This is a genomic window from Polaribacter sargassicola (assembly GCF_021991835.1).
GTDB lineage: Bacteria > Bacteroidota > Bacteroidia > Flavobacteriales > Flavobacteriaceae > Polaribacter > Polaribacter sargassicola.
Window position 1 is genome coordinate 620,682 of sequence record NZ_JAHDAU010000001.1, and the last position, 20,669, is coordinate 641,350.

Here is a 20,669-nt window from a genome sequence, read left to right on the forward strand (position 1 = left end):
CTTTTTTGTGTTTAATATTTTCTTTTTATTAGTGAAAAGTTCGAATATTTTACCTTAAATGATATAAGTTAAATTTTAAATTATAAGAGCTAAGACAAATTTTATAACAATGTTAAATTTGGTAGATAATAATTAAAAAAAGAATTATGAGAATTAGACCATATTTATCATTTGACGGAAATTGCCAACAGGCAGCAAACTTTTATACTTCTATTTTTGGAGGTGAAATTGTAGAAAAAACAACTTATAAAGAAGCTAAAATTGATATTCCTGATAATTATTTAGAAAAAATTCAACATTTAGAAATTAAATCTAAAAACTTTCATATTATGATGTATGATGCATCTCCAGACACGCCTCTTACAAATGGAAACAATATTCACCTAGCAATAGATTTTGATTCTGAACAAGAGTTAAACGAAGTTTTTAATCAATTAAGTGATTCTGGTATTGTGCATACACCGTTACAAGAAACCTCTTGGAATGCTATTTATGGAAGATGTACCGATAAATACAATATCCATTGGATGTTAAATTTTAAAGCTTAAAAAAAAGGCTATCTAGAAATTAATTTTTAGATAGCCTTTTTTATTAAACGTTATTCTTTTTCTTTTAAACGTTCGTTTGCAGACTCATTTTCAGAGATACCACTTTTCCAATAAGAATAAGCATATAACTCGTTACTAGACCAATTTAAGTCTTTACGAAGATAATTTCTAATCTCTTTTACTGATGAAAATTCACATGCTACATATCCAAATTTTTCTGTTTCAGGAATATTAATACTTTGTACTTTATCAATTAAAAAGTTACCTTTTTCTGGATTTGGGTTATAGAACCATTTAAACTCTATATCTGCCTTTGTTTTTAATACCTGTTCATCTTCTTTGCCATGTACTTCAATCATACAAATTCCTTTTGCAGAACTAGGTAAAGATTCTAATATAACGCTAAGTACAGGTATGGCAGTTGCATCACCTACCAACAAATACCAATTAGCATCAGGTATAAGTTTCTTTTTATTTAATTTCATAGCAACACCAATTTCAAAACCAGGTTTAGCATCTATAGCCCAAGCAGAAGCAGGTCCGCTTTTTCCATGATTTACAAAGTCTATAGTTAGCTCTTTTTTATCTAAATCTATATTTCTATGCGTATAAGTACGCATGATTGGTAGTACTTCTTTTGGTGGTAGTATCCATTCATTTTTATCGGAATCAAAATAACGCATGTGCAATTTAGAAACCCCTTTAGGCGGAATAAAAACTTTGTTATTATCTCCTAAAACAGCATCTTTAAAAATACTTACATCACCCGTTAAAACTACTCTTATAAAATGAGGAGTAAGGTATTGCTTGTGTTTTACAGTAAATTCTCCTTGTACAATTGGTGGCTTGGAATTTTTCATAAATTTAATATTTACAAATTATCTTCTATTGCTTCTATTTTTTTGTTGAAAGATGTAACTCCATCTCCAGAAATATACCAAGCTTCTGGGTCTAAGTATATTACTTTTTTATTTTGATATGCTTTTGTGTTTTGCACTAATTTGTTTTCTATTTCTTCTTTATTAGTTGCTTGTTTATTAACTACAGCACTTCTATCTAAAATAAATAAATAATCTGGGTTTGCTTTTTGTATAAATTCATTAGAAATTGCTTGACCATGACGAGCAGCATCTATGTTATTTACCGCTTCTTTAAAACCAAATAATTTATAAATTACACCAAAACGAGAATCTTTACCAAAAGCGCTAAATTTTCCGTTATTATGCATAATCATTAAAGCTGTTTTATCTGTATTATTTACTTTTTTATAAAGAGTGTCTACTCTTTTTTGAAGATTCGTCATAATAGTATTTGCAGCTTCTTTTTTATCAAAAATTTCTCCAAAAACTAATAGGTTTTTCTTTAAAGATTCTAAGTTGTTATTAGTGTCTGTTTGTAAAAAAACGGTTGGTGCAATTTTAGAAAGCTCTTCATAATTAGCTCTCATTCTAGCAGAAATAAAAACAACATCAGGTTCTAAAGCACTTAATTCTTCGTAATCTACTTCGAACATCGTTCCTAAATCTGCCACTTTTTCATCATTTTTATAGTCTGATAAATATTGTGGTACATGGCTTTTTGGGATTCCAACAACAGATTTACCTAATTCCTTTAGGTTCTCTAAAGAAGCATAATCTAAGGCGACTATTTTTTTAGGGTTTTTAATTATTTTAACTGTTCCCAATTCATGAGTAATTGAAATTGTTTCTTGTGTAGTATCTGCATCTGTTTTCTTTTGGTTGTTTTTGCAGGCGCTTAAAGCCAACATTAATATAGTTGCAGAAAATAAAATTCTTTTTTTCATTTTTATAAAATTTAGTTGTAATAATTGCAAATTAGTTTGTTGTTAGATTCTATAATTTCAAAATCGATATCATAGATTTCTTTTAAAATTTTAGGGTTAATTATATTTTTAGTGGTATTAAAATGAATTAATTTTCCTTGTTTCATTGCGGCGATATAATCAGAATAATAGGAAGCAAAATTTATATCATGAATTACCATAACAATGGTTTTGTTTTTTGTAACACTAAGGTCTTTTAGTGTTTTCATAATCTGAACAGAATGACGCATATCTAAATTATTAAGCGGCTCATCTAACAATATATAATCTGTATCTTGCGCTACTACCATTGCTAAAAAAGCGCGTTGTTGTTGCCCTCCGCTTAATTCTTCTAAATAATTGTTTTCTAATTCTGTTAAGTTTAAAAAAGCAATTGCCTCTTTAATTTTTAAGTGATCTACCTCTGTTAATCTACCTTGCGAGTATGGAAATCTACCGAAACTTACTAATTCTTTAACGGTAAGCTTAAGGTCTAAATGATTCATTTGTTTTAAGATAGATAACTCTTGCGCTAATATTCTGTTTTTGTAGTCAGTAATATTTTTTTCATTGATAATTATTTCTCCATGGTTTGCATTAATTATTCTTGCAATAGTACCTAAAAGAGTACTTTTACCTGCTCCGTTACTACCTATTAAAGATGTTATTTTACCTTTAGGAATTTCTATAGTAACATTATCTACTACAATTTTATCACCATATTGTTTTGATATGTTTGTTGTTTTAATCATACTTTTTTAGTTTTTAAAAGTAGGTACATAAAATAAAGGCCTCCAATAAAATTAATAATGATGCTAATAACAATGTTAAAGCTAAAAACGTGTTCTACTAAAAATTGTGCTCCCACAATAGAAATGATACAAATTAGACAGCAAGCAGGTATTAGTATTGCGTGTTTATAGCTTTTAAAAATTTCGTAAGTTAAGTTTGTAACTAAAATACCTAAGAAAATAATAGGACCAACTAATGCTGTTGAAACTGCTACCAAAGCACCAATAATAAATAGATAAAAACGTACTTTTTTAAAATAATTTATACCTAAATTAATGGCATGTTCTTTCCCTAAGCTTATCACATCTAAATATTTAAACTGTCTAAATCCTACAGCAAAACAAATTATTATTACTGTAAGAGCATACCAAAGTAAATGGTAGTTTATTTTATTAAAGCTAGCATATATAGAACCTTGTAAGATTAAAAAATCGTTGGGGTCTATAATTAGTTGTAAAAAAGATGTTATTGTATGAAACAAGGTTCCTAAAACTAAGCCTATTAATAAGAGTAAGTAAAGATTATTCTTTTCTTTTTTAAAGATGAATTTAAAAAGGATAAAAGCAAAACCTAACATAAATATAATGGAAAGAAAGAAATTTTCTTTGTCATTAATTACTGTAAAAGTTTTATCGCCATATAAAAAAACAATAATTGTTTGAAAGAGTAAGTAAACGGCTTCGAACCCCATAATAGAAGGTGTTAAAATTCTATTATGTGTAAGTGTTTGAAAAACAATAGAAGCGTAACCTACAGAACAAGAAACAATAATTATTGCTAATACTTTGTAACTTCTTCGTTCAAAAGAATATCCCCAATTAGAGGGAAGGTCGTAAGATAAAAAAAGTGCACATAATGCTATGGCTACTAATACTAAAAGTATTATTTTTTTTATGTGTATTTTCATTTTTTTCGTAATAAAAGAATTAGAAAAACAATACCACCTATTAAACCAACTGTCATACCAATAGGTACTTCAAAAGGGAAAATTATTAAACGCCCTACAATGTCGCAAATCAATAAAAAAATGGCTCCAGAAATAGCTGTGTAGGGTAATGTTTGTCGTAAATTATCACCATATAAAAGACTAATTATATTGGGGATAATTAATCCTAAAAAAGGAATTGTACCTATAGTTACAGCAATTGCACTTATAGATAAAGAAACACATAATAAGCCAAGGTGTAATATAGATCTGTAATTTAGTCCTAGGTTTTTAGAAAAATTTTCTCCCATACCTATAACGGTAAATTTATTGGCGTAAAAATAAGTAAGAACAACAATTGGTAGACAGATATAAATTACCTCGTAATTACCTTGTAAGATACCAGAAAAATCACCAATTAACCATGTGCCTACATCTTGTACAATGTTAAACTGAAAAGCAAAAAATGTAGTAATAGAGTTAATAACACCACCAAATAGAAGACCAACAACAGGAATAAAAATGATGCTTTTATGTTTGATACTATCTGCTATTTTTAAAAAAATAATACTTGCTAGAAAAGTAATAGCAAAAGCAAAAATTAACTTATAAATAGATGCAGATTGCGGTATAAATATCAAGGTTGCTAAGATTCCTAACTTGGCAGCTTCTAAAGTACCAGCTGTTGTTGGAGACACAAATTTATTTTGTGTCATTTGCTGCATAATAAGTCCGCAAATGCTAATACCAATTCCTGTTAATATTAAAGCTAACGTGCGTGGTAATCTGCTAATGGTCATTATTAACCACTCTTTATCTGTCCAAGAAAAAATATCAACTATAGATATTTCTTTAACTCCAATAAATAGAGAGAGTATAGATAAAAAAACAAGTGCAATAAGAAGCGTTAAAATTCTCAAAGAAGAGTAGGTTTAGGTGTATTAACAAGTATAATTTTTAAATGTAATATAAACCAATGAAAGAGCCTCGATATTATAATTAATCGAGACTCTATTGGTTGTTTAATATTAAAAATATAGGTTTATTCTGCTTTGTAAGTAAGTTTGCTAACCGCTTTTGCACTTTCTCCAATAATTTCTGCAAGTTGAGTTGCTGTTGCAGTATCTGGATCTATTGAATAAAGATAATTTTCAGTTTCAGATGGACTTGCTGTTAAAATTAAACGTCCGTTTTCTGAATCTAAATAAGGTACTCTATATTCCCAACCAACTAATGCATCTGCAGGGAAACCTGTAACCCAAGTAAATGATTTTGTAGCAACATCTACTACAGCAAAACGATCTGCATCAATTCCAAAAGTTGCATTATCACCAGTTCCTGGATACATTGCTAAAATAAAAGTAGTTCCTCCTGTATAGTAAGATCTAAATAAGTTATAACCACCAGAAGCTTCTGTAATGTTAAAGAAATAATCTTCATCAAACTCATAAGTACCTTGGTTAATTTTTAAAATACCAGAAGGAACATCACTAGTTGCTGCAGTAGCATAATCTGTTTGAGCTGCAGAAAAAACGTATAAATCTCCATTTTCTACAACCTCTAGACCTGTATCTCCTTGAGAGTATTTTTGACTTGCAACAGAACCTGTTCTACCAGAATCTTTTATTACTTGGTTTACTGTAAAGTCATCATTTAAAACAACAACATAAGTACTATTAAAATAGTCTGAAGAAAAAGAGCTAGAATTAATACTACGTGCACCTAATATAATTTGATCTTCATACTCTGCTACATCTGTAAAATATGCAATTTCTCCATCTTCTAAAAGATCGTCTGTAACTAAAGTATATTCTGTTGATGCATCTGTTTGTGAATCTACCTTATAAAAATAGGCTTGTTGAGCAACTGTTGTATCTCTTAATCTATCTGAAGTTACAAGTATAATATCATCATTTACAACACCTCTTGTATGAATAGATACATCTAAAGCTAACTCATTTCTTTTAGAAATAGTTCCATCTTCATTCATAATATAAGAAGCAGAGGTAGAAGCATCTGCTCCGTTATAAAGAAAACCGTATAAAACTTCTTCTCCAAAATTAGCCCAAACTCTTGTTCCTGGAGATTGTATTGCATCTGCGGCAGTAGCATCTAAAGTGGTTCCTGCATCTATATTGTCTGAATAAACAAGATAATCGTTTTCACCAGAAGAGGCAGCTATAACATATTTAGATACTTCAACAGTATCATCTACATCATCGATGTCATCTATTTCAGTTGAATTGTCATCTGAACAAGCTGTAAAAAAAAGTAATGCTGAAACAGCTAATAAGCTTAAAATTTGATTTTTAGACTTCATAATATTTATTAATTTTCGTTTTTATAATGGTATTTAATATTTAATTGTATTTATATTTTATCAAAAAAGTATCTGAATTTTACAGAAAAACTTCTTCCTGGTTTTTGTAGACTAAAGTTGTCGTATAATTTTTCATCTAATAGGTTTTTACAATCTAAAGACAGGTTGTATTTTCCTTCTTTCCAAGAGTAAGTCATGTTAGCATCGTGTGATAATTGAGAAGGCACTAAAGCTCTGTTAGAAGCTTGGTATACATCATAATCATATAAAAATTCATCTACATAACTAAGGTTGTATGTTATACCAAAACGGTTTTTAACTTTCCAGATATCATTTAAAAAATAAGAAGCGCCAAATTGCCCAAATAATGTAGGTTGATTTGGTAAAGTAGAATCGTAATACGTAGAACCTTCTGTGTAGTTTTTAGGTTCTAAATAAGAAAAACTTGCATTGGCTGTAAAACGATTTTTATAAGAATACCTCATTTCTGCATCTATACCCGATGTTTTAACAAGTTCTGTATTTTCATAAGTTCCTTCTCCTTGAGAATAGTTAATATTTAAGCGGATATAATCTGTAGTTCTTCTATGAAATAGATTTACATCCATATTAAAAATATTGTCTTTATTAATGTCTAAACTATAATTGAAACCAAGGTTGATGTTTTTACTAGCTTCTGGTTTTAAATCAAAATTTGCTACGTAAAAACCAAATACTTCTCCAAATAATTCTGAGCTAACAGGTAGTCTACGTGTAGATTCGTAATTGGCTTTTAATTGTAAATTATCATTTAAGAAATAGGTAGAAGTTAAACCAAAACCAAACTTGGTTTCTTCTTTTGTAACCATTTGAAAATCTTCTACTCCATTTAAATTAGAAAGATCTAAGTATGCTTCTGCGTGGTAAGAATACATTTTTCCAAAAACAGAAGTACTTAATTTAGAGTTGATATCGCTATTAAAACTAGCACCTAAAATGTTTCTATTATTTACTCTAGGACGATCATTTATGTAATCATCTACTTGCGTTTTTTCATCACCTTTTCTAGAGAAAAAGTTGGCTACATTGTTTATGGTTAAACGATGCTTGTCATTTATTTGATAATTAAGGTTGGCATTTATAGTTCCGTTATTGTCTTTATATTCGTAATCTGAATATTGACTTTCACCTAAAGAATTAGAGGTAACCCAATCTCCTAACCAATTATATTCTCTGTCAGAAAGGTCGTAATTATGCCCGCTACCAAAATTATAATTGGCACTAAAACTAGCATCTAGTCCGTCTGTAATTAAGTCTTTCTTGCTATATAAGAAAGAAGGCATAATTGTATTAGATATTTGATATTTTTCACCAAAAGCTAAGTTTAAATATGCAGGATGTTGTATTTCATCGTACTCTTTACCTAAGGTAAAACCAAATAATAATTGGTCTGCAAAAGACTTGTTAACCAAACCTAACTTGGCAATTATAGCTTCGTTATGGTAAACATCATGAAAACGTCTTACTCTTTGTGTTTCTTGAGATAATAAATTAGTTTCGAAATCTTTAATAGTAACATCTACAAAATAATCATTATCAGAATAATTTTGAAATGCGCTAATTTGAGCTGTAAAACCACTTTTAGAAGTATAACCTGCGTTTACAAATGTTTTTACAGTATTAAAACTTCCGTAAGAAGTAGAAGCATCAATATAGCTTCCTGCAGATTTTTTTGTAACAATATTAACAGCGCCACCCAAAGCATCAGACCCAAAATTTACAGGTACAACACCTTTGTAAACTTCAATTCTATCTGCAAGGTTTACAGGTAAATTATTAATTTGAAAAGAAGAACTCATAGCATCCATTGGCATACCATCAATAAAAAAACGAACATGTCTACCGCTAAGTCCGTTAATGGTTACGTTTGTACGAGATCCTACACCACCTTCTTGTTGTATTTTAACTCCAGGAGCACGTTGCAATACTTCAGACAAATCTACAGATGCATTATGAAAAGGAGTAGCATCTATTGCAACAGCATTAAAACCAGATTCTTTAACAGTACGAACACTAGATTTACCTACTATAACCACTTCTTCTAAATCAAAAGAAGCATCTTTTTCAAGTTTAAAATTGATAACTATATTTCCTGTTTTGTTTTCAATTTTTTTCTCTTTCTGTAAAAAACCTAAGAAGTTACAAACTAAAGTAGCTTCTTTGTTTTCTATAAGAATAGAATATTTACCATTATAGTCTGTGTAAGTTACGTTTGGAGAGTTTTTAATAAAAACGCTAGCATTGGCTAAAGGGTTTCCGTTTACATCAATTACTACGCCAGATACTTTAGTTTGTTGGCCATAACATAACGTAATTGTTAGTAGGTAAAAAATAAAAAATGTATATAATTTCATAAATTTAAATTCAGTTGACTAAAACTAAAAACTTGTATTTTTTAATACTTTACTATATCTGTTTTACAAATACTTATTTAGATAATTACTTTAATTATTTATGTAAGAAAAACTATAATTGTCTTTAAAAGAGCTGTTAAACCTATGTTAATCAACATAAATTATTAAGTGATACTTGCATAAGAAGTAATTAAATATGTTACATTTGTAATTTAGAATTAGTTTAAATAAAGGCAAATGTATTTTAACTAAGAAGAATAATACCAACGTAAATTGGATTAAAAAAGACGTAAAAAGAATAACTATGAGATCTATATTTCAGAGCAATCAGTTTACAGAGAAAAAAATAGTGAAAAACTATGATGACGGCGATCATAATGGAAATCTAATTGAAGAAGATGTACATTATGAAAGTTCTTCGATAAATATTAACATAAAGAAGATAATGTTAGATGGTGTACATATCTTTATTAGAAATGAAGAACTGTCTCCACCTTTTGTAATGGATGTTGAGCACGATTTTCCTTTTATGAAAATGCATTTTGAAATGGAAGGTAGCAGTAAATACACTCCTAAAAATGCCAAAAGTTTAGCTGTAGACATACCAAGTGGTCATTACAATTTCTTTTTTTTACCAAAGGTAAAAGGTACTTTAACATACGACAGCCCAAAAAGAAAAACATTAGAAATTAATTTTAATAAAAGGTTTTTAAAAAGAGTTTTTGGAGACTCTTTAATGGAAGCCAGTTCTGCTTATGGTAAAGCTTTAAAAAACAATACTCCTTTTTTAATGTGGGATAAAAGCAAGCCGATACCTTCTAATTTGTTAATAATTATTCAAGAGATTATTAACTGTAATTTTGAGGGATGTATTAAAAAAATATATTTAGAATCTAAGGTTATAGAAATGCTAACCATTTTATTAAATGATATAAAAACCAAAAAATCTACTGAAAAAGAAATTGTAGAAATTGATTATTTAAAAATTATAAAAGCAGAATCTATATTAAGAGAAAACTTAAAAAACCCGCCAACTATACCAGAATTATCAATTTTAATAGGTTTAAATCAATACAAATTAAAACAATATTTTAAACAAGTTTATCGCAGGCCAATATTTTCTTATACCACAAGTTTAAGAATGGAGAAAGCTATTCAATTAATTGTAGAACAAGGTAACACGGTTAGCGAGGCTGCTTATGAAATTGGTTATAAAAACCCTCAGCATTTTACAGATGCGTTTAAAAGAAAATATAATTTCTTGCCAAGTAGCTTAAAAGCTCATTAATTTATCTAATAATTTTATACCTAAATAGTACATTACAAATGCACAAAACAAAAATATATAGTAAAGCCTTGCTATTACTTTGTAGTATCTTTTTAAACAGTAAAACCTTTGCACAAGAAAAAATTAATATTGGAGAGAAGATAAATATCACTTCAACAATATTAGATGATACTAGAGAACTATACATTTCTTTACCTAAAAGTTACGGAGATACTATTTATGATCAAAAAAAATATCCGGTACTTTATTTTTTTGATGGCGATTCTCATTTCGAAAATTTAGTTGCACAACGTAATTGGTTAACTAGAAATTTGTACGCTACAATGCCAGAAATTATTTTGGTAGGTATTGTGCAAAAAGATAGAACAAAAGAGTTAACACCTTCAAAAATGGAAACTCCTAAAGAATGGAAACGTGCCAATTTTTCTACATCTGGAGGAAATGGGAAGTTTATGAGTTTTATAGAGAATGAGGTAAAACCAATGGTTGATAAAAATTACAGAACCAATGGTTTCGAAATTTTAAGCGGACATTCTTTCGGTGGATTGGCAACCATAAATTGTTTTGTTAATACACCTAATTTATACGATGCTTATATTGCTATAGACCCAAGTATGTGGTGGAATAATACAAGTATTTTAAAAACGATGGATGGTAATTGGATGACTAAAAACCATGAAGGAAAAATTTTATTTGTAGCTAAAGCTAATGATCCAGGATCTGGAGAAGAACATCATAACGCATTATTTGCTTTGCATAAAAAATTAAATGATTTAAAAAGCAGCGCTAACTTTATTTGGGATTATACATTTTTTGATAATGAAGATCACGGTTCTGTGGTTATACCTGCAGAATATGATGCTTTTAGATTTGTGTTTAAAGGATATCAAATGCCAGTAAAAAAAGCGATGAAATCTCCAGAACTTTTAGATTCTCATTATAATCAGATATCAAAAAGATTAGGCTATAATGTCGTGCCAGATGAAGCTTTGGTTGATCAATTAGCTAAAGTGTGTATAAGACAAGACTTATATAAACAAGCAGAAGAGTTGTTGCTAAAAAACAGTAAAAATTATCCTAATAGTGCAAATGCACAAAGAAGTTATATGGATTTTGTGGAAAAAAATAGGGAACAAAACTAAATAATTAAACAAAGTATTTAAAAGTTTTATTTACTAATAAAAACAGTATTTTTTAATTATCTAAATATTAATATTATCTAAAAAGAGTGCATTTTGCACTCTTTTTTTATGCATGTAACTTAGGTTACAAATAGAAGTTTTTCCTCAACTTACTTTTGTATCAGATAAATAAATGATACATGAAAAATATACTATTTATACTTTCTTTATTCCTAGGAACTTTGTTTTTGCAATCGCAAGAAATAAAACCAATTTCTAAAATTGATGTATTAACCAAGGTAAAAGAAAACAACGTAAGTATTAAAATTTCTAAAGAAGAATTTAATGCAGCAAAGGCAGATTACAGACTAACAAATGCAGTTTTTTTACCAAATATAACTGCAAGTCATACAGGTATTTCTACAACAAATCCGTTAATGGCTTTTGGGTCTAAATTAAATCAAGAAATTTTAACTCAGAACGATTTTAATCCAACTTTGTTAAACGACCCAACAACGACAAGAAATTTTGCTACAAAAATAGAAGTTCAGCAACCACTTATCAATTTAGATGGTTTTTATCAAAGAAAAGCAGCAAAATCTAAAATGGAAGCGATGTCTTTAAAGACAAAAAGAACTCAAGATTATTTGGTTTTTGAAGTAGAAAAAGCATACATGCAATTGCAATTGGCTTATAAAGCTGTAGAAGTTTTAGAAAAAGCATTAGAAACGGCAAATGCCAATCAAGAAATGGCCAACAATAGTTTTAAACAAGGGTATTTACAAAGAGCAGATATTTTAAATATTGAGGTGAGAGTTACTGAAGTTAAAAACCAACTATTTGCAGCTAAAAGTAATGTGCAAAATGCATCGAATTATTTGTCTTTTTTAATGAATGATAAAGAATTTGTGGTTTACAAACCTTCAGAAAAATTAACAATTTCTACACTAAATATTGATGATAAAAGTATTTCAGAAAACAGGTCTGATATCAAAGCAATGGAACTTGCTTTAAAAGGATTTGAACAAATGAATAAAGCAGATAAAATGGCTTTTTTACCAAGATTAAATGCTTTTGGAAGTTATGAAATGTATGATGATGAAGTTTTTTCTGGTGATGCAAACGGATACATTATTGGTGCACAACTAAGTTGGGATATTTTTCAAGGCTCAAAACGTTTTGGAAAAGCACAAAAAAGTAAAGCTGAATTAGAGAAATCGAAGTTAGAATACAATCAATATATATCTAAAAGTAATTTAGAATTAAACAAAGTGAAACGTCAGTTAATTGATGCAAAAAACAAATTAGAGTTAACAAGTTTAGCTGTAGAGCAATCTAAAGAATCTTTAAGAATAAGAAAAAATAGATTTAAAGAAGGTTTAGAAAAAATATCCGATTTATTACAAGCAGAAACCCTGTTTTTACAAAAACAATTAGAATACAATCAAACAATTTTTGAGTACAATTTTACACAAACCTATTTAGAGTTTTTAACTAAAGAATAACACCTCTCGACTGCGCTCGAGGAGACATAATTTTATCTAGTTAAGCACAATCGAAACCTAAAAATAAAACGAATTAAAATGAAAAAATACATCTACATAATTACTTTATTATCAGCTTCAATATTTATAACAAGTTGTGGTAGTAAAGACAAAAAAGCAGTTAAAGATAACTCGCCAGCAATTAAAGTTACAGTTAGTAACATTACAGAAAATAGTAACAATCCATTTTTGTCTGTTAGTGGAAAAATACAAGCTTCTAATAGTGCAGATTTAAGCACAAGAATGATGGGTTTTGTAACCAAAGTTCATGTAAATGTTGGTGATAAAGTTAAAAAAGGTCAATTATTAATTTCTATAAATAATAGTGATTTAGAAGCAAAAAAAGCACAAGTTAATGCAGGAATTGCACAAGCGCAAACTGCTTATAATAATGCAGAAAAAAATTACAATCGTTTTAAAAATTTAATGGCAAGTAATAGTATTTCTCAAAAAGAAATGGAAGATATGACTGTAAATTTTGAAATGGCAAAAGCTGGTTTAGAAACTGCAAAACAAATGAAAAACGAAATCAATGCACAATTTACATACAGTAATATTACAGCACCTTTTAGCGGTGTAATTACAAGTAAAAATATTGATAATGGAGATATGGCAAATCCTGGAATGCCTTTAATTAGTTTAGAAACATCAAATAATTTTGAAGTAATTGCAATGGTGCCAGAATCTGAAATTTCTAAAATTAAAAACGGAACTGAAGTTAATGTATTGGTAAAATCGATTAACAAAACAATAAAAGGTAAAGTAAGTGAAGTAAGTAGTTCTGCTAAAAATACGGGTGGACAGTTTTTAGTAAAAATAGATTTAGCAAAAACAAACGCTTCTATTTTGTCTGGAATGTTTTCTACTGTACAATTTCCTGTAGAAAAATCTGCTTCTTCATCTATGGTTTTAATTCCTGCAGAAGCTATTGTTAAAAACGGACAATTATCTGGTGTTTATACAGTAAGTCAAAGCAATACAGCTTTATTAAGGTGGTTGCGTTTAGGAAGAACATATGGTAATCAAGTTGAGGTTTTATCTGGTTTATCTGCCTCAGAATCTTATATACTTTCTGCTGAAGGAAAATTATATAATGGTGCTAAAATTACAATTCAATAACTAATTAGTTGCGTTAAGGATTGAAGTGGAAATCCTTTTTTTGCTGCCATTTATGGCAAAAAAAGATTGAAACGGAAAGCCTGTTAAAACGCCCAAAAATAGAAGAGATATGAAAGAAGGTTTAGCTGGTAAAATTGCAAAAGTCTTTATAGGATCAAAATTAACAGTGTTGCTAATGATCGTTTTTATGGTGATTGGAGTGTACAGTTCGTTTTTGATTCCTAGAGAAGAAGAGCCACAAATTGATGTGCCAATGGCAGATATTTTTGTTGGATATCCAGGTGCGAGTCCTACAGAAGTAGAAAATAGAGTGGTAAAACCTTTAGAGAAATTAATTTCGAATATTAAAGGTGTAGAGTATGTGTATGCTACTGCAATGAACGAAAAAGCCATGGTAATTGTGCAGTTTTATGTGGGCGAAGATATTGAGCGTTCGTTTGTAAAATTATACAATGAGATTAACAAACATATGGATAAAATGCCACAAGGTGTTACGTTTCCGTTAGTTAAAACGCGTGCTATTGATGATGTACCTATGTTAGGTTTAACCTTGTGGAGTGAAAATTATGATGATTTTCAGTTGAGCCAAATGGCTCAAGAATTAGAAACAGAAATTAAAAAAGTAAATGATGTTTCTATAACTCATAAAATTGGAGGAAGAAACCGTCAGTTAAGAGTTGTTTTAGACAAAGACAAATTAGCTGCAAGTGGATTAGATTTCTTGTCGGTTTCTGAAATGATAAAGGCCAATAATACACAATTAACATCGGGTAGTTTTGATAAAAATGATACGGAATTTTTAGTAAATACAGGTAAGTTTTTAACTTCTGTAACAGATGTAGAAAACTTGGTAGTTGGTGTGCAACAGAACCAACCAATTTATTTAAAACAAATTGCAACTATTTTAGATGGGCCAGAAATTCCTCAAAATTATGTGTCTTTAGGTTTTGGAAAAGCGAGTGAGAAATCTGCTGATTATAAATCAGAATATCCTGCTGTAACTATTTCTGTAGCAAAAAGAAAAGGAGCAGATGCAATGAAAATTGCAGAAGTTATTTTAGATAAAGTAGATCATTTAAGAACTACTTTAATTCCTGATGATGTGCACGTTGAAGTAACTAGAAATTATGGTGAAACTGCATCTCATAAAGTGTCTGAATTATTATTACACCTTATTGGTTCTATCATTGCAGTAACTTTAGTAGTAATGTTAGCAATGGGTTGGCGTGGAGGATTGGTAGTATTTTTATCTGTGCCAATTACGTTTGCTTTAACCTTGTTAAGCTACTATATGTTAGATTATACTTTAAACAGAATTACGCTTTTTGCGTTGGTTTTTGTTACAGGTATTGTGGTTGATGATTCCATTATTATAGCCGAAAATATGCACAGGCATTTTAAGATGAAACGTTTGCCTTTTAAACAAGCTGCATTGTATGCAATAAATGAAGTTGGTAACCCAACAATTTTAGCAACATTTACAGTAATTGCTTCTGTTTTTCCAATGGCTTTTGTATCTGGTTTAATGGGGCCTTATATGGCACCAATGCCAATTGGAGCATCAATTGCAATGATTTTATCATTATTTGTAGCCTTAACAATTACACCTTATTTAGGATATATTTTCTTAAGAGAAAAAGATAAAAAAGGAGCTGAGGAGAAAAAAGAAAAGCCTTTAGAAGACACTTTAATTTATAGAATTTATAATAAATTAGAAAGACCTTTATTAGAAAACGGAACAAAAAGATGGTTGTTTTTAGGAGGAACATTTTTGTTATTAATGGCAACTATGGGATTATTTGTTACCAATTCTGTTGCTGTAAAAATGTTACCATTTGATAATAAAAATGAGTTTCAGGTGGTAATTGATATGCCAGAAGGAACCACTTTAGAAAGAACAGGTGTGGTTACTCAAGAAATTGCCCAGTATTTATCTACAAGACCAGAAGTGGTAAATTATCAAAATTATGTAGGTACTTCTGCTCCCATAACTTTTAACGGATTAGTTCGTCATTACGATTTACGTGGTGGCTCTAATATGGCAGATATTCAAGTGAATTTGGTTGATAAAGAAGAGCGTTCTATTCAAAGCCATGGAATTGCAAAATTATTAAGAGCCGAAATTCAGAAAATTGCAGCAAAATACAATGCTAATGTAAAATTGGTTGAAGTTCCACCTGGACCACCAGTTTTATCTACAATTGTTGCTGAAGTTTACGGGCCAGATTATGATAAACAAATCGAAATTGCGAATAGCGTTCAAGAAATTTTAAAAAACACAGACGATGTTGTTGATATTGATTGGATGGTTGAAGCAGATCAAAAAGAATATCAATTTGAAATTAACAAAGAAAAAGCAATGTTGTACGGAGTTGCTCCACAACAAATTGCATATACCATGAACATGGCTTTATCTAACAGAGCAATTACAACGTTGTATGATGAAACAGCTGTAGATCAAGTAGGTTTGGTGTTAAGTTTAGATGAAAAAGAAAAATCTACCATTTCAGATATTTCCCAATTAAAAGTAAAATCTAAACAAGGAATGATGATTCCAATTGCAGATTTAGTAGAAATTAAAGAAACCATTGCCGCAAAAAGTATTTATAGAAAAAACCAAAAAAGAGTGGTTTATGTAATGGCAGATATGGCAGGAGAGTTAGAAAGTCCTGCATACGCAATTTTAGGAATGGAAGAAAAGTTGAATAGAATTGAACTACCAAAAGGATACAAATTAAACGAAATGTATTTAGGTCAGCCAGATTTTGAAGATGATTATACTGTAAAATGGGATGGAGAATGGCAAATTACTTTAGAAGTTTTTAGAGATTTAGGAATCGCATTTTTAGGAGCCATTATCTTAATTTATATTTTAATTGTTGGTTGGTTTCAAAACTTTAAAGCACCAGTTGTAATGATGGTTGCTATACCATTATCGTTGATCGGTATTATTTTAGGACACTGGATGATGGGAGCTTTCTTTACTGCAACATCTTTTATTGGAATGATTGCGTTAGCAGGAATTATGGTTAGAAACTCAGTTTTATTAATCGATTTTATCAATTTAAGAATAGCAGAAGGAATTCCTATTAAACAAGCGGCTATAGAAGCAGGAGCAGTAAGAACAACACCAATTTTATTAACTGCAGGTACTGTGGTTATTGGAGCGTTTGTAATTTTATTCGACCCAATTTTTCAAGGACTGGCAATCTCACTAATGGGAGGTACTATTGTATCAACAGTATTTACATTGTTGGTGGTTCCTTTAGTGTATTATATGATTGAAAAGAAAAATTATAAATAAAATTGTCAGATCGAGCGCAGTCGAGATCAAAGAGAAACCTAAAAATTTAATTAGTTCTCGACTGCGTTCGAACGGGCATAAAAATAAAAAATTATGAAATTAGTATTAGTTACAGCCGTAGAAGAATATCAAAAAGATGTTTTAGAAATATTTAAAAAAGCAAATATTGAAAATTTTAGTAGTTCAGATATTGATGGATATAAAAATGTTCCTACTATATTAAAAGCCTCTAGTTGGTTTGCTGCTGAAAAAAGTGGAAATGAATCTACACTGTTTTTCTCTTTTACAGAAGAACAAAAGATTGATAATTTATTCAATTTAATTGAAGAATTTAATCAACATTTAAAAACAAACAATCCGTTAAAAGCGATTGTTTTACCCATAGAAAGATTTATATAAATTTAAAAAAGAGAAAAAATGTTAAATAAATATTTTAGAGTGATAGTAGGGTTTATGGTGTTATTAACTGTTTTTTTAACTTACTATATAAGCGTTAATTGGTTGTGGTTTGGTGTATTTATTGGTGTAAATATGATACAATCTGCATTTACAAAATGGTGTTTGTTAGAAGTTATTTTGATGAAATTGGGAGTTAAAAAATAATGGTTAATTAAAATTTACAGTTAAGAGCTAAAGATGTTATCCACACTAGTTTTTTAATCTAGATTTATTATGTGTTGCTTTTTTTATGATATACTTTTTTTGTAGTACTATCAATATAAAAAGCCTATTTAAAGGTTTTTTATGCTGTAATACGTGGTTGATTTTAAGTTTATTAAGTGGTTTTTCGTTAATGCGTTTTTGATAATTTAAAATGTGTAATTTATAATAAAGTAAATGTTAAAAACATATTAGATTGTGATTTAATAAAATATAGCGAAAAAAATTATTAATATAATAAAAATAGCATTTATTAATGCATTTTTTTTATTACTAAAAAATTAAAGAATTTATACTTTCGTGTTTCAATTATTAAAACTTATTATAAATGAAAAAAATTACGTTATTACTCTTTTTAATTTTAACTACCATTTCTATAGATTTGAAAGCTCAAGTCAGTGTAGGTTTTGGTACATCTACTGGAAAAGGTATTCCAATAGAACCGTCTTATAAATATACATATTCGCAGACAATTTACTTGCAATCAGAAATTTTAGCAGTAGAAGCAGGGGATATTACAACTTTAACTTGGGATTTTACAGGTACTTCTATAGATAACTCTAACGATTGGACTATCTATATTGGACATACATCTAAAACAAGTTTTGAAGCTGGAAATGATTGGGTAGATGTTTCTACTTTAACTCAGGTTTTTTCAGGTAATGTTACATTAGATGAAAACAATAAAGTTGTTGTTGATATTACTGATTTTGCCTACAACAATGTTGATAATTTAATAATTGCTATAGATGAAAATAATGAAGAAAAAGATACCAGTGGAGACGATTTTAATTGTTTTGTAACAGAAACAGATAGAAGTCTTACTTATATTAATAATGTTAATAATCCAGATCCTACAAGTCCTCCATACGCACTTTTTGTAAGAAATTGGGTTCCTAATATTGTTTTTGGTGGACTTGTTTCTCCAGTTTCTACACCATCATGTACAGAAAATTTACTGCCAGCAGATAATGAAACTGATATTGAATTTACTGATGAAGAGATTACTTTAACTTGGGATGCGCCTTCTACAGGAGATGCACCAACCTCATATTATGTTTTCTTTGGAACAACTTCTGGAGAATTAACTAATTTAGGATCTACCTCAGAAACAAGTATGATCGTTTCAGGAATAGAATATTCTACTACTTATTATTGGAGCATTGTTCCTGCCAATGCAGGAGGTATATCTACAGAATGTGCTACCGAATTTAGTTTTAGAACAGAAGATCCAATACCTCCAGCACCAAATGATCTTTTTTCAGGAGCTATACCAATCGTACCTTCTGCTGAAGGAGCAGGCTGTTCAACATTTAATTTTGGTTTTACAGCTGATGGAACTACAGAAAGTGGTATGTACGATACTTGTGGAGGATTAAGTATTGGAAGAGATAGATTTTATTCTTGGACAGCAACATCTGAAGCTTTATTATGGAATGATGGTTTAGGTGAACCGGGTATAGCAATATGGAATTCTGCAGGTACATCTCTTGTTACATGTGAATCTTCATTTGCTCCTGATGACACTATCTTAAGTGGTTGGGAAATAGGAGATGAGTTAGTAATTCAAGTTTATGATTACGGAAACCCAACAAATGACCCAGCTTATGTAGATGATTATTCAGATATTAGTTTTTGTTTAGCAGAGTATACTTTTCCTGAAGCACCAGATTGTGCAGAAAATCTAATACCGATTAATTTTTCTACAGACGTAGAACTTGTTAATAATTCTGTTACAGTTTCTTGGGATATGCCTTCTGGAGGAGAACCATTTGATAGTTATGAAGTGTACTTTGGAACAAATAGTGGATATTTACAATCAATAGGTACAACAACTAACACAACTTATACTATTTCTTATCTTGATTATGCAACAACTTATTATTGGGGTGTAGTTGCAGTTAATGGAGGTTCATTGTCACAAGGATGTAGTGAACATCGTTTTACAACAGAAGATATTCCTTCTATTACGCCACCATATTTACATGACTTTAGTGATTTCCCTGGAAATTTATGGTCAGAAGCTGGTAATGGTTCAATTGAAGAAGGACCTTCTGGTACGTCTGGGAGTTGGAGTAGAACTAGTTATTTTGCAGGTGATCCAAACTCAGAAAATGGATCTTCAGCAAAAGTAAAGTTACATTATAAAAACTCTGAAGACTGGTTAATTAGTCCTGATTTTGATTTAACACAGGGTACAACATATTTCTTAAATCTAGATGTTGCTTTAGTACCTTCTTTTGGATCAGATCCAACCTCTATGGGTTCTGATGATGAGGTACATGTGTTAATTTTACCTGCAGGCAGTAATACTTGGGTGAGTCTTAAAAAATGGGATGCAGAAAATCTACCAAAAAACCCAGAACAAGAAGCCGTTGAAATAGATGTTTCTGATTATACAAGTAAAGCATCTACTGTTAAGTTTGCAATATGGGCAACAGATGGCTTAGTAAATGATGGTGAAAGCTATGATTTTTTTGTTGATAACTTTCAAATTACTACAAGTAGTACACTTTCTCTTAAAGATAATGTAATTGAAGGACTTAAAATGTATCCTAATCCAGTAAATGAAGAATTATACTTTAAATCACAAGATAATAATATTGATGAATTAACTGTATATAACTTATTAGGTCAAGAGGTATTAAAAGTTCAACCAAATGTTTTAAGTACAGAAGTAGATATGTCAAACTTACTAACAGGTGTGTATATTGTTAAGGTTAAAGTTGGAAAAGAATTAGGTGTTTACAGAGTTGTAAAAAAATAATTTTAATTCAATATATTTATTTAAAGCATCCATAAATTATGGATGCTTTTTTATTTTAAAAAGGTA

At 29.6% G+C, this 20,669-nt stretch carries 16 protein-coding genes; 9 read left to right on the forward strand and 7 right to left on the reverse strand.

What is annotated here, in order from left to right:
• Nucleotides 1-146 precede the first annotated feature (146 nt).
• Nucleotides 147-548: a VOC family protein gene (locus KI686_RS02770; RefSeq protein WP_237587729.1), complete on the forward strand. Its 402-nt coding sequence runs from the start codon at nucleotides 147-149 to the stop codon at nucleotides 546-548.
• A gap of 50 nt (nucleotides 549-598) precedes the next feature.
• Here KI686_RS02770 and KI686_RS02775 read toward each other — a convergent pair whose 3' ends face one another.
• The 7 genes from KI686_RS02775 to KI686_RS02805 all read right to left on the reverse strand — a co-directional run bounded on the left by KI686_RS02775 (nucleotide 599) and on the right by KI686_RS02805 (nucleotide 8,800).
• Complete coding sequence (locus tag KI686_RS02775) at nucleotides 599-1,408, reverse strand: siderophore-interacting protein (protein ID WP_237587730.1); 810 nt, start codon at nucleotides 1,406-1,408, stop codon at nucleotides 599-601.
• A gap of 11 nt (nucleotides 1,409-1,419) precedes the next feature.
• On the reverse strand, nucleotides 1,420-2,352 hold the full coding sequence (locus KI686_RS02780) for a siderophore ABC transporter substrate-binding protein (RefSeq protein ID WP_237587731.1): 933 nt from the start codon (nucleotides 2,350-2,352) through the stop codon (nucleotides 1,420-1,422).
• A gap of 11 nt (nucleotides 2,353-2,363) precedes the next feature.
• A complete protein-coding gene (locus KI686_RS02785; protein ID WP_237587732.1) occupies nucleotides 2,364-3,122 on the reverse strand; it encodes an iron ABC transporter ATP-binding protein in 759 nt (252 codons plus the stop codon).
• Nucleotides 3,119-4,069 (reverse strand): iron chelate uptake ABC transporter family permease subunit, encoded by a 951-nt coding sequence (locus tag KI686_RS02790; RefSeq protein WP_237587733.1) that lies wholly within the window; start codon nucleotides 4,067-4,069, stop codon nucleotides 3,119-3,121. The genes KI686_RS02785 and KI686_RS02790 overlap by 4 nt, the downstream gene beginning before the upstream one ends.
• Nucleotides 4,066-5,007, reverse strand: a complete 942-nt coding sequence (locus KI686_RS02795) for an ABC transporter permease (RefSeq protein ID WP_237587734.1) — start codon at nucleotides 5,005-5,007, stop codon at nucleotides 4,066-4,068. The genes KI686_RS02790 and KI686_RS02795 overlap by 4 nt, the downstream gene beginning before the upstream one ends.
• Nucleotides 5,008-5,129: 122 nt before the next feature.
• Complete coding sequence (locus KI686_RS02800) at nucleotides 5,130-6,407, reverse strand: DUF4374 domain-containing protein (RefSeq protein WP_237587735.1); 1,278 nt, start codon at nucleotides 6,405-6,407, stop codon at nucleotides 5,130-5,132.
• Between the two features lie 50 nt (nucleotides 6,408-6,457).
• On the reverse strand, nucleotides 6,458-8,800 hold the full coding sequence (locus KI686_RS02805) for a TonB-dependent receptor (RefSeq protein WP_237587736.1): 2,343 nt from the start codon (nucleotides 8,798-8,800) through the stop codon (nucleotides 6,458-6,460).
• 304 nt (nucleotides 8,801-9,104) lie between these two features.
• On the opposite strand from KI686_RS02805, the gene KI686_RS02810 reads away from it, so the two are divergent.
• From KI686_RS02810 to KI686_RS02845, 8 genes are all read left to right on the forward strand, one after another.
• Nucleotides 9,105-10,088: a helix-turn-helix domain-containing protein gene (locus tag KI686_RS02810; RefSeq protein WP_237587737.1), complete on the forward strand. Its 984-nt coding sequence runs from the start codon at nucleotides 9,105-9,107 to the stop codon at nucleotides 10,086-10,088.
• Nucleotides 10,089-10,126: 38 nt separating this feature from the next.
• Entirely contained in the window at nucleotides 10,127-11,230 is a 1,104-nt protein-coding gene (locus tag KI686_RS02815) for an alpha/beta hydrolase (RefSeq protein ID WP_237587738.1), read from the forward strand.
• 179 nt (nucleotides 11,231-11,409) lie between these two features.
• Nucleotides 11,410-12,714, forward strand: a complete 1,305-nt coding sequence (locus KI686_RS02820; protein ID WP_237587739.1) for a TolC family protein — start codon at nucleotides 11,410-11,412, stop codon at nucleotides 12,712-12,714.
• A 78-nt stretch (nucleotides 12,715-12,792) separates the two neighbouring features.
• Entirely contained in the window at nucleotides 12,793-13,872 is a 1,080-nt protein-coding gene (locus tag KI686_RS02825) for an efflux RND transporter periplasmic adaptor subunit (protein ID WP_237587740.1), read from the forward strand.
• Between the two features lie 109 nt (nucleotides 13,873-13,981).
• Nucleotides 13,982-17,176 carry an efflux RND transporter permease subunit gene (locus tag KI686_RS02830; protein ID WP_237587741.1) on the forward strand — a complete coding sequence of 1,065 codons (3,195 nt, stop codon included), beginning with the start codon at nucleotides 13,982-13,984 and terminating at the stop codon, nucleotides 17,174-17,176.
• A gap of 93 nt (nucleotides 17,177-17,269) precedes the next feature.
• A complete protein-coding gene (locus KI686_RS02835; RefSeq protein ID WP_237587742.1) occupies nucleotides 17,270-17,575 on the forward strand; it encodes a hypothetical protein in 306 nt (101 codons plus the stop codon).
• Between the two features lie 18 nt (nucleotides 17,576-17,593).
• Nucleotides 17,594-17,779 carry a YgaP family membrane protein gene (locus KI686_RS02840; RefSeq protein WP_237587743.1) on the forward strand — a complete coding sequence of 62 codons (186 nt, stop codon included), beginning with the start codon at nucleotides 17,594-17,596 and terminating at the stop codon, nucleotides 17,777-17,779.
• Between the two features lie 385 nt (nucleotides 17,780-18,164).
• Nucleotides 18,165-20,603 carry a fibronectin type III domain-containing protein gene (locus KI686_RS02845; RefSeq protein WP_237587744.1) on the forward strand — a complete coding sequence of 813 codons (2,439 nt, stop codon included), beginning with the start codon at nucleotides 18,165-18,167 and terminating at the stop codon, nucleotides 20,601-20,603.
• Nucleotides 20,604-20,669 lie beyond the last annotated feature (66 nt).